The organism is Pseudomonas sp. Yb2C2 (genome assembly GCF_052112325.1).
In the GTDB taxonomy this organism is placed as follows: domain Bacteria; phylum Pseudomonadota; class Gammaproteobacteria; order Pseudomonadales; family Pseudomonadaceae; genus Aquipseudomonas; species Aquipseudomonas marginalis.
On record NZ_JAVAJK010000003.1, the window covers coordinates 70,183 to 80,961 of the forward strand.

The following is a 10,779-nucleotide window of genomic DNA, read 5'->3' on the forward strand; positions in this document are numbered from 1 at the left end:
TTAGCGCAGGCGCGCACGCAGTTGGATAAAGCGGCGAGTGGCATACAACCCGGCGGGCGTGCAGTGACGCCGCGCCGACAGCCACGGGATCAGCGCATTGAGCTGCTGCTCATCGGGCAGGTTCCACAGCGAATCCACCAGCGCCTGGGTGTCCGGGTCGGACGGGCGATGCTGCTCGCGGGAGAAGCGGCTGCCGCGTCCGGGCCGCACGGGCGCCACACGTTGAGCGCTGATCCAATCACCCGCGATCCAATCGCGCAGCAGCTGTTTCTCATAGCCGCTGAACACGCCAAACATCGCCGCGCCCGCACCTTCGATCAACTGCCAGAAGCGGCTCTCGGCCGGATCCTGGTTGCGCTTGATCCAGCCCTTGTCTTCCAGGGCCTGGAGAAAGGCGCCGATCTGCCCCGGCCGCGCCAGCCATTGGTTGACGGTCTTGCCTTCGAAGCGGCAGTAATCCGAATGCATGTGCTGGCCGAACGTGCGCTTGCGTTCAAGCATGGCGACCACTTCGTCATTCAGGTTGAAGTCGTGGATAACGGCGCTGGTCCCCGGGCCGAGGTCATTCAGGCGGTACCCCTCGGCCACGCGGCGATAGAAGTCCTCCCTGCCCTCCCCCAGCGGCAGCAGGTTCAACACCGACTGCGCGGCCTTGCAGGCGTGGCCGCTGCTGGCGTTGTCGATGGTGACGTGGAGGGTGAAGTAATACGGGTCGATGCCCAGTTCGCTCAGCTCATACGCGGTGATCAGCAGGTGCAACGGCAACTGCTCATAACCGAGGTTGAAACCGATGATCTCCGGCAGGAAGTCGTCGGCGCACAGGCCCAGCGCCAGTTGCAGGGCGCCTTGCAGGTAATGGTCGTCCTCAAGGCCGGCGTCGCTGTCGGCATCATGCTCGCTGAGTAATTTGCGGTAGATCACCACATGGTTCTGCGCCGCTTCGCCGTCACCCAGCTCTTCGAGATAGGTGGTGAGCAGGCCGTCGAAGCGCGGGTCGTGCCAATAGCGCAGCAGGCCATTGAGCCAGGCACCGTCGACCTGTTTGGTCGGTGCCACGCGCTGCAGGAAATACAGCGCATGGGCCTTGTTCTGGAAATAACGACGTGGCCGGCCTTGCTGGCGTTGCTCCAGGTAATCGGCATAGGCCTGGGCCACGTCGGCGCAGCGCTGTTCGATCCAGGCCGGCAGTTGTTCGGGCATCTGCGGCAACTCACTGGGCGCGTCGCGCACCTGCGCCAAGTGCGTGCGTAGAAACTCCCGCGCAACCTCTTCAGCGCCAGGGGTTTCGCCATACAGGTGTTGGTACAACCACTGATACTGACCCGGTTGGGTGATGGAGGCCGGCTGGCCCGACAGCGCTGTGAGAAGCGTCATGATGGCAGTTTCCGCAAAGTCCGATCCAACCAGGCCTCCCGACAAGGAGGCCCCGCAAGCGCGCTCAACAGCACACGCGTCTAAAATGCAGAGCCTGCGGGCATGGGGAAAATTCAATCGGGGTTGTGCGGCTGCGGATCAGTGGTCGTCAGTAGCCCACGCCGCGGATTCTGGCGCAGCGCAAAAGCCGGCGCGCGACGTCACTTATACAAGATCGCCTGATGGATATCCTCCAGCGCCATGATGCGCTGGGCGGCATTCAGCTTGATGGCCTCCTTGGGCATGCCGAACACCACGCAACTGGCCTCGTCCTGGGCCACCGTGGCGGCGCCGGCCTCGAGCATCTCCTTGAGCCCGCGCGCGCCGTCGTCGCCCATGCCGGTCATGATGATGCCGGTGGCGTTCCTGCCGGCGAACTTGGCCACCGAGCGAAACAGCACATCCACGGATGGCCGGTGCCGGTTGACCAAGGGCCCATCAATGACCTGGGCGTGATAATAGGCGCCGCTGCGAGTCACCATCAGGTGCTTGCCACCCGGCGCGATCAGGGCCAGGCCCGGCAGAATGCGGTCGTTGTTGCGCGCTTCGCGCACCTCGATCTCGCATACACTGTTGAGGCGTTCGGCAAACGAGGCGGTGAACTTTTCCGGCATGTGCTGCACGATCACCATGCCTGGGCACACCCTCGGCAGTGCCGTCAGAACCGCCTCCAACGCTTGGGTACCGCCGGTAGACGTGCCGATGGCGACGATACGCTCGGTGGTCTGTGCCATGGCATGGCCATTGGCGGCAGGCAGGATCGCATCCGCAGTGAGCTTGCTGGCCGGGGCCAGTACCGGCGCCGGGCTGGCGCTGCGCTTGCCCAGGTTCCTGACGTTGGAGTTTGCTGCGGCGCGGATCGCTGCCACCAGTTCGGCCGCCGACTCGATCAGGAAATTCTTCAACCCGGTAGTGGGCTTGGTGATGATTTCCACAGCGCCCGCCGACAGCGCCTGCAGGGAGGTTTCCGCGCCTTTCTGGGTCAGCGAGGAGCAGATCACCACCGGCGTCGGCCGCTCGCTCATGATTTTCTTGAGAAAGGTGATGCCGTCCATGCGCGGCATTTCCACGTCCAGCACGATCACATCCGGCCATTCCCGGGCGAGTTTGTCCATGGCGAAAATCGGGTCGGAGGCGGCGCCCATGACATGGATATCCGGCGTATCGCTGAGAATCGCCAGCAGTACCTGGCGCACCACGGCCGAATCATCGACGAGCAGCACACTGATTTTTTTGGTAGGCATCTTGTTGAATTGTTCCCATTGGTTGGTGCCGGACCCAGACGTTGCCGTTCCACAGGTCGAACATGATCGTGCGGTAACCGGTACTGCCCATGTCCTGGGCCGTCAGGTGCAGGTGATAGCGCTCGGCCAGGGCCAGTGCCGCGCGAATATTCAGGCTGGCCACGTCCTGCGTCGGCAGGCGGCACAGCTGGGGAAACATCTTGCCGCCGCCGAACAATTTGACCTGGTAATCCTGTGCATGCGTGCCATTGATCTCGGCGTGGCGCAGCAGCAGCTCCAGGGCTTCGTCGGCATATCGGCCGTCCAGGGGCTGACGGTCGCGCACGCGGCCCGGCAGCATGAAGTGACACATGCCGCCAATCAGCCGTTGCGGGTGCCAAAAGGTGATCGCCACGCAGGAACCAAGCAAGGTGCGCAGGCGCGTCGGCCGCGTCGCAAAGCTGACCTGGCCAGGCGCCAATACCACTTCGGCCGTACCGACGGGCTTTTTCATGGCTTGCGGTAAATCGACGGAGCCACCAGTTTCAAGGTGTCATTGACACCGTGGAGGCTTTCCGAGTGACTGATGATCAGGTAACCGCCCGGCTTGAGCAGCGGCAACAGGCGCGCGACCACCTGGCTCTTGGTCTGCTGGTCGAAATAAATCATCACGTTGCGCAGGAAAATCACCTCGAACTCACCCAGGGCCGGCAGCGCTTCGTTAAGGTTGACCTGGACAAAATTGACGCGGCTACGCAAGGCCTTGTCGATCAGCAAGGTGCCCTCCTGGCGACCAATGCCCTTGAGGCAGTACTTGGCCAGCAGCGGTTGGGGCAATGTCTCGGTGCGTTCCATGGAGTAATGGCCGGTGCGCGCCTTGGCCAGCACTTGGGAGCTGATGTCCGAGCCGACCACTTCCCAGGGCGTGCTGCCGAGGCTTTCGGCCAGGGTCATCGCCAGGCTGTAGGGTTCTTCACCGGAGGAGCTGGCCGCACTCCACACGCGAAACACCTTGCCCGGCGCGGCCCGGGGCAGCACGTGCTGACGCAGGAAGTCGAAGTGCTTGGGCTCGCGAAAAAAATAGGTTTCGTTGGTGGTCAGCAAATCCAGCGCAACCTGCAGTTCGCCCTTGCGCTGGTCATTCATGATCAGCTTGAAATACTCACCATAGCTGTGCAGCTCATAGTGCTTGAGGCGCTTGAACAGGCGCCCGGCCACCAGGGCTTTCTTGGTCGGCGACAGGTTGATGCCCGCCGCGCGGTACAGCCAGGTCTGGAACTGACCGAATTCATGGTCATCGATGGACACGGTGTCTGCCATGGTCGGGTCTCAACGCGGGTCGAGGTCGAGGGCCGGCGCCTGGCCGGCCTCGGCGAGGCTGGACATCTCATCGATGGACAGCACCTTGTCCACCTCCAGCACGATCACGAACTTGCCGTCGACCTTGGCCATGCCGCTGATGAAATCGGCGCGAATTCGTGCGCCGAAGTTGGGTGGCGGTTCGATCTGCGTCGCCGGGATCTCCCGCACCGCAGACACCGTATCGACCAGCAGCCCGATGTCCTGGGCCTGGCCATCTTCGGTACTCGCCTCGATGATGATCACGCAGGAGCGCCGGCTGATCGCCGAGTTGGCCCGGCCAAAGCGCGCCGACAGGTCGACCACCGGCACCACCGCGCCGCGCAGGTTGATCACTCCGCGTACGAACGCGGGCATCATCGGCACCACGGTCAGGCTGCCGTATTCGATAATTTCCTTGATCCCCAGAATGCCGATGGCGAACATTTCACCGCCGAGCATGAAGGTCAGATACTGCGCATCCTCATCGACCGCTGCTGCGGTCTGCCGAGTCGTCATTGCTGCACCCATGTCACTCTCCCTAGTAGGCCCGTATTGATCATGGGATCAGAAGCGGGTGAAATCCGCTTCGTCCGGGGCACTGGCCATGGTGTAGGCGAACGCCTTGCGCTGCGCCGGTGGTTTCGGCTGTGGCGCCTGACGGTTGGGCTTGCTGCCCGGGCTGTCCACGCTGTTGCTTTGAACTGCGGCCTTGGGCGCTGAATCCAGCACGAAAAAGCTCATGGCCTGTTGCAGTTGCTCGGCCTGGCTGCTCATTTCTTCCGCCGTGGCCGCCAGTTCCTCGCTGCTCGAGGCATTTTGCTGGGTTACCTGGTTGAGCTGGGTCATCGCAGTGTTGATCTGCGCGACACCGGCGGCCTGTTCCTCGGACGCGGCGCTGATTTCCTGCACAAGGTCGGACGTCTTGTTGATGGAGGGCACCATTTCGTCGAGCAACTTGCCGGCCTTCTCGGCCATGTCCACGCTGCTGGAGGACAGTTCACCGATTTCCTGGGCGGCAACCTGGCTGCGTTCGGCCAACTTGCGCACTTCGGCGGCCACCACGGCGAACCCCTTGCCGTGCTCGCCGGCCCGAGCGGCCTCGATGGCGGCGTTGAGCGCGAGCAGATTGGTCTGGTAGGCGATGTCATCGATGATGCTGATGCGCTGGGCGATTTTCTTCATCGCCACCACGGTCTGCTGTACCGATTCGCCGCCCTCGGTGGCTTCCTTGGCGGCCTTGCTGGCCATGCCATCGGTGACCTTGGCGTTTTCGGTGTTCTGGTTGATGCTGGCACTCATCTGCTCGACCGACGCACTGGTTTCCTCGACGCTGGCGGCCTGCTCACTGGTGGCCTGGCTCATCGATTGCGCGGTGGCGCTGACCTCCTCGGAGGCGCTGGCCAGGTTGTCGGCGGCGTTACGCACTTCGCCGATGATATGCGCCAGCTTGCCGACCATGTTGCGCATGGCGTTGAGCACCATGCCGGTTTCATCCTTCCCGCCCGGCTCGATGTGCGCGTTGAGGTTGCCTTCGGCCAATTGCTCGGCGGCGCTCGCGGCCTGGCGCAACGGGCGGGAAATGATCCGCGCGATGAACATCGCCAGGCCCAGGCCGATCAACAGGGCGGCGACCAGTACCGCGATGATCGACACCCGTGCGCTTTCATACAGCACGGAACCCTTGTCACCTGCGGCCGTTGCGCCGGCATCATTGAGCTCGACCATTTTCTGCAGACGGGCCGTCACCTCATCGAAATGCCCCTTGGATTCTCCCCTGAGCAAACCGCGCGCCTGGGCTTCCTGGTTCTGGCGAGAAAACTCAAGCACCTGCTTGCTGCTTGCAAGGTAGGCGTCCCAAGCGCTTTTCACGCTGGCCAGGAGTTGCCGATCTTCATCGTTCGACAGCAATTGCTCGTAGGTGCCCATGCGGGTTTCGAACTGTTGGCGCGCGTCGGCGGCTTCGCGTTCGGCCTGGGCCTTTTCCTCGGCAATCTCGGTGCCGATGTGGCGGTTCTCTTTCAAGCGATAGTTGGCGGCAAAAAAGCGCATGCCTGCCGCGGCACGCATGGAGGGCATCCAGTTGCCCTTGATGTCCTGGGCGGCCTGGTTGACGGCACCGAGCTGGAGGATGGCGAAGCCGCCCATGGCCCCAGTGAGCGCCAGGACCACCAGGAATGAACAGATCAACTTGGTGGAAATCTTAAGATCGTAGAACCATTTCATCGGGGAACCTCCATGGAATTGCAAATGCGTCAGCGAGCGACGGCCGGTGGCGACTGAGGCGCCTGGGCCGTGCGGGCTTCCAGTTGTACGATTTGGTTGAGCAGTACCGGTACATCCAGGATCAGGGCCACCGCGCCGCTGCCCAATATGGTCGAGCCGCTGATGCCACGCAGTGCACCGAACAACTTGCCCAGGGGTTTGATCACGGTCTGGAACTCGCCGAGCAGGTCATCCACCACCAGCCCGGCCTTATGCTCGGCGTAACGCACCACCACCACATTCTGGCGTCGGGTCGCGGGGCCTTCGTGGCTGAAGTGGTCGCGCAGGTGCACCAACGGCAACACCTCGCCACGCAGGTCCAGATAACCCGTGTCGCGACTGGACTGGCGCTGCTGTTCATCCAGCTCGATACACTCCTGGACCATGTCCAGGGGAATCACGTAGGTGGATTGGTCGATGCCGACCAGGAACCCATTGATGATCGCCAGGGTCAGCGGCAAGCGAATGCGCACCACGGTGCCCTGGCCGGGACGGCTGTCGAGGTCGACGGTGCCGCGCAACAAGGTGATATTGCGCTTGACCACGTCCATGCCGACACCGCGCCCGGACAGGTTGGTCACCGCCTCGGCGGTGGAGAACCCCGCCTCGAAGATCAGGTTGTAGATCTCCTGGTCGTTGAGCACCGCACCGCTGGCCACCAGCCCGCGTTCCTGGGCCTTTTGCAGGATGCGTTCGCGGTTGAGGCCGGCGCCGTCGTCGGCGATCTCAATGACGATGCTCCCCGAGTCGTGGTAGGCATTGAGGCTCAGATGCCCCTTGGCCGACTTGCCGGCCGCACGCCGCGCATCGGCGCTTTCGATGCCGTGGTCCATGGCGTTGCGCAACAGGTGCATCAGCGGGTCGCCGATCTTCTCGACCACGGTCTTGTCCAGTTCGGTTTCCGCGCCGCTGATGCTCAGTTCGATGTCCTTGCCCAGTTCCTGGCTGATATCGCGCACCACGCGGCGGAAGCGGTTGAATGTGTCGCCGATGGGGATCATGCGCAAATGCAGGGCGCCATCGAGGATCTCTTCCACCAGCCCCGATACCGTCGAGGAGGCCTCGTGCAACGGGTCGTTGTTACAGGACCGGGCCAGCAGGTTCGCGCCGGCGCTGGCGATCACCAGCTCACCCACCAGGTTGATCAACTCGTCGAGTTTGTCGGCGTTGACGCGCACGTAATTGCCGTCGCGGCTTTTCGCTTCGCCGGTCGCCAGACGCTGCGGTGCAGCCGTCACAAGGGCTGGCTCGGCCTGCGTGCCCGGTTCGCCCGCCGGGGCCTGGGTGCTGTCGGGCGCTTCATCGACGGCACTGATGTGCACCTCACAGTCGTCACGCACGAAATCGAACACCTCGTTGAGGCTGGCGTGGCTGGCCGTCGAGCGCAGGTCGATCTCGAAACCCAGGTAGCAGCTTTCCGGGTCCCAGCTGTCCATGGGCGGGATGCTGTCGGTCAGGATGGCGACCTGTATCAACTGCCCCAAGGTCTCGAGGTAGCGCAGAAATGACAGCGGGTCCATGCCATTACGGAACACATCCGTGCCGAAGCGCAGGGAAATATGCCAAAGCACTTCGACCGCCACGTCGTCGGTCACCTCGGCGGTTTCGACGCTGGCAACGGCAGTTCGCATCGGCTGGTAGGCACTCAGCGCCTCGCGCAATGCCTCGCCGCGCTCCAGAGCGGCAGGCGTCGGCACCTCACCGCGGTTGGCGACCACTTCGACCAGTTCGAGCATGTGGTCGCCGCACTTGAGCAGCAGCGCGATCAAGGCAGCGTCCACCGCCACACTGCCTTCGCGCAGGCGGTCAAGCACGTCTTCGACGATATGCGTGAACCCCACGATCGACGCCAGGCCGAAAAGGCCCGCCGAACCCTTGATGGTATGCGCGGCGCGGAAAATCGCGCCGATGGCATCCTGGTCGCCGGGCTCGCTTTCCAATTGCAGCAGGGATTGCTCCATGGCCTGCAACAGCTCGCGCGCCTCTACGATGAATGTCTGCTGTGCCTGATCGAGATTAATGCTCACCGTGACTTTCCTTGTCGATCAAAAACATGGGAAGCGCTGACTATGAGGCCGCGCTGCGACACAGTTGGAGCGCCTGCGTGACCGCCTGGCTCTGGCCGGTCACGCTCAAGGCTATGCCGGCATTACTGGCCTCTCGTCGGATAACCGCGAGCAACTGCAAGCCGGCGCCATCCATCTCTGTGACCTGCGACAGGTCCAGTTCCAGGCGGGGTGCCGCGCCCATCTGCGGCAGCAGCGCCGCCGCCAGTTCCGCTACGGTGTAGATCGTAAGCTCGCCGTCAATGCGCACCTGGGCAGTGTCGTCGAGTGTTTCAGTGGTAATCGGCATGGGAGCCTCCCTGGCGCCGGGATCAAGGCAGGATCAGTTTAGACACAGCTGCCAACATCTGCGCAGGCTGGAACGGCTTGACCACCCAGGCCTTGGCGCCGGCGGCCTGGCCCTCGGCCTTTTTCGACTCCTGGGACTCGGTGGTGAGCATGATGATCGGGGTGAACTTGTAGTTGGCCAGCTTCTTGACCTCCTTGACGAAGGTGATGCCGTCCATGTTGGGCATGTTCACGTCGCTGATGATCAGGTGCACTTTCTGCCCGGTCAGCTTGCCCAGGGCATCCTTGCCGTCGCTGGCCTCGATGACGTCGTAACCGGCGCTTTTCAAGGCTATGCCGACCACTTGCCGCACGCTGCTGGAGTCGTCGACCACTAATACACTCTTCGCCATGATGTGCTCCTAAAAGAAGGTGATGTCTTGAGAATTCTGCTGGACGGCCGCCTCTCCATGGTGCAGGCGCCGTTGCTCGTCGGTGGCATAGGTGGCTTCCATGCGCGCCAGCCATTGGCGGGCGTCGACGGCCACCGGCTGGTCCGGGGCCTGGCTGGCCTGCAGGAGGTGCTCATGCAGGGCGTGCATGTTGTCGCGCACGTGGCTGAGGATCTGGCTGACCCGGTCCTGGAATTGCAGGTTGACCAGCACTTCGGTCATCTCATCCCGGATGCCGTAGCTTTCCTGCTTGAGCAGGTCGGCGGATTCGGCCAGGCGCCCGGTGATGTTCTGGAAGCGTTCGAGCACTACTTGAATACTGTTTTCGGACTCGGCCACCGAATGGCTGTCCTGGTCGGCACTGCTGGACGCGGCCTGGACCAATTGCGTAATGGCGTTGTTGATGATGTCGACCTTGGCCGACATCTGCTGGCCGGTTTCACTGGATTTGCTCGACAGGCTGCGCACCGCGTCGGCCACCACCGCAAAACCGCGCCCGGCCTCACCGGCACGCGCCGCCTCGATGGCGGCGTTGAGGGCCAGCAGGTTGGTTTGCGCGGCAATCGCTGCCACATCGGCGGCCATGGTCCGCAGTTCGCCGGTATAGGCGGTCAGGCTGCGGACCTGGGCCAGGGTCTGGTCACGGCTGGTTTGGGTGGCCTTGAGCGAATTGATCACCTGGCTCAGCTCGCTGTCACTGCGTGCCAGCACCTCAAGCGCGCCGTCGGCGGCCTGCCCGTCCAGTTCACCGGCCGCGTGCTGCGAGGCTTGTACCGTCTCCTGCAATCGTGCGGCGATCCCGGTGAAACGGTTGGCCAGGCTCACGATCGCTTCTTCGGTCTGATGGCGCGAGCTTTCCACCTGCTTGGCCCAGATGGGCATGGCGCCCAGCAATACCTCATCGAGCTGGGCACGAGAGGCCATGCCGTCGTGCACCGCGTGCGCATCTGACTGTTCCGCCAGTGCAAGCGCTTGCAGCATCGCGTTGCGCTGCGAACTCGCGCTCCAGGCACAGGCACCGAGGCCGATCAGCACCAGTACCGTGCAGGCCAGCAGATTGGCCGGCGAGGTTGATTGCACGAGTATCCACAACACGGCGGGCACGACCGGGATCAAAGCGAACCAGCGAAAACGTGGATAAACGGGAAGAGGCAGGCGGCTGGATTGGCGCTGGGGCATGAGTTCGATCCTTGAACGTTGTTGCGGATGTAAGTGACATAGTTGTTATCTGCCCTGTAACTTGCAACTTGAGGTGACTTAGGTGCCTTCCGTCTGGTTTATGAACCGTGGGTGACAGATCGGTCAGTTCTGGGTCCTTGTTCCTGAAGGATCAGCGGTGGTTTACCGAACAGGGGGTTGTCGCAGCGCTGGCTAGCGAGTCTGTCTTTCAGGCTGAGAAATCTCTTTGTGGTGAGGGGGCTTGGTTCCGTGGCGGCCTCTGGGCCGACCATGTCGTTGGGTTTGACCGAGTACATATCCGTTGCTGCGGTCACGGCCACTTAGGGTTCCGCTCTTACAGCGGGTCACTTTTGGAAAGAGCCCAAAAGTAACCAAAAGGCTCTCGCCCCACCACTCGGTACCTCGCCTAGGCTCGGTATGCCCGAACGCAGGCTTGAATCCGTGGGCCGCCGTCATGGGCCATCCCTGGCCCAGGACGGCTAACCCGGCGTCCTGCCGGGTTACCCACGGATTCAAGCCTGCGTTCGGCCAGCGTGGTTAACGGGGCGACTGAGATCAAGATCAAAAGCCAGAGCC

10 protein-coding genes are annotated in these 10,779 nt (G+C 62.8%); all 10 read right to left on the reverse strand.

Annotated features, from left to right (window positions below):
- Positions 1-1,374, reverse strand: a complete 1,374-nt coding sequence (locus Q8X51_RS04595; protein WP_065924567.1) for an iron-containing redox enzyme family protein — start codon at positions 1,372-1,374, stop codon at positions 1-3.
- A 200-nt stretch (positions 1,375-1,574) separates the two neighbouring features.
- Positions 1,575-2,657: a protein-glutamate methylesterase/protein-glutamine glutaminase gene (locus Q8X51_RS04600; RefSeq protein ID WP_065924566.1), complete on the reverse strand. Its 1,083-nt coding sequence runs from the start codon at positions 2,655-2,657 to the stop codon at positions 1,575-1,577.
- Entirely contained in the window at positions 2,620-3,150 is a 531-nt protein-coding gene (cheD, locus tag Q8X51_RS04605) for a chemoreceptor glutamine deamidase CheD (RefSeq protein WP_065924565.1), read from the reverse strand. The genes Q8X51_RS04600 and cheD overlap by 38 nt, the downstream gene beginning before the upstream one ends.
- Entirely contained in the window at positions 3,147-3,956 is an 810-nt protein-coding gene (locus Q8X51_RS04610; protein ID WP_115489146.1) for a CheR family methyltransferase, read from the reverse strand. Before Q8X51_RS04610 ends, cheD begins: the two co-directional genes overlap by 4 nt.
- A 9-nt stretch (positions 3,957-3,965) precedes the next feature.
- On the reverse strand, positions 3,966-4,505 hold the full coding sequence (locus tag Q8X51_RS04615; protein WP_407694088.1) for a chemotaxis protein CheW: 540 nt from the start codon (positions 4,503-4,505) through the stop codon (positions 3,966-3,968).
- Positions 4,506-4,541: 36 nt separating this feature from the next.
- Positions 4,542-6,200, reverse strand: coding sequence for a methyl-accepting chemotaxis protein (locus Q8X51_RS04620; RefSeq protein WP_065924562.1), 1,659 nt, complete (start codon positions 6,198-6,200; stop codon positions 4,542-4,544).
- Between the two features lie 29 nt (positions 6,201-6,229).
- Entirely contained in the window at positions 6,230-8,266 is a 2,037-nt protein-coding gene (locus Q8X51_RS04625; RefSeq protein WP_407694089.1) for a chemotaxis protein CheA, read from the reverse strand.
- A gap of 40 nt (positions 8,267-8,306) precedes the next feature.
- Positions 8,307-8,594 (reverse strand): STAS domain-containing protein, encoded by a 288-nt coding sequence (locus tag Q8X51_RS04630; RefSeq protein ID WP_074847102.1) that lies wholly within the window; start codon positions 8,592-8,594, stop codon positions 8,307-8,309.
- Positions 8,595-8,616: 22 nt separating this feature from the next.
- Entirely contained in the window at positions 8,617-8,985 is a 369-nt protein-coding gene (locus tag Q8X51_RS04635) for a response regulator (RefSeq protein ID WP_027607294.1), read from the reverse strand.
- 9 nt (positions 8,986-8,994) lie between these two features.
- Positions 8,995-10,203: a methyl-accepting chemotaxis protein gene (locus Q8X51_RS04640; protein ID WP_065924559.1), complete on the reverse strand. Its 1,209-nt coding sequence runs from the start codon at positions 10,201-10,203 to the stop codon at positions 8,995-8,997.
- Positions 10,204-10,779 lie beyond the last annotated feature (576 nt).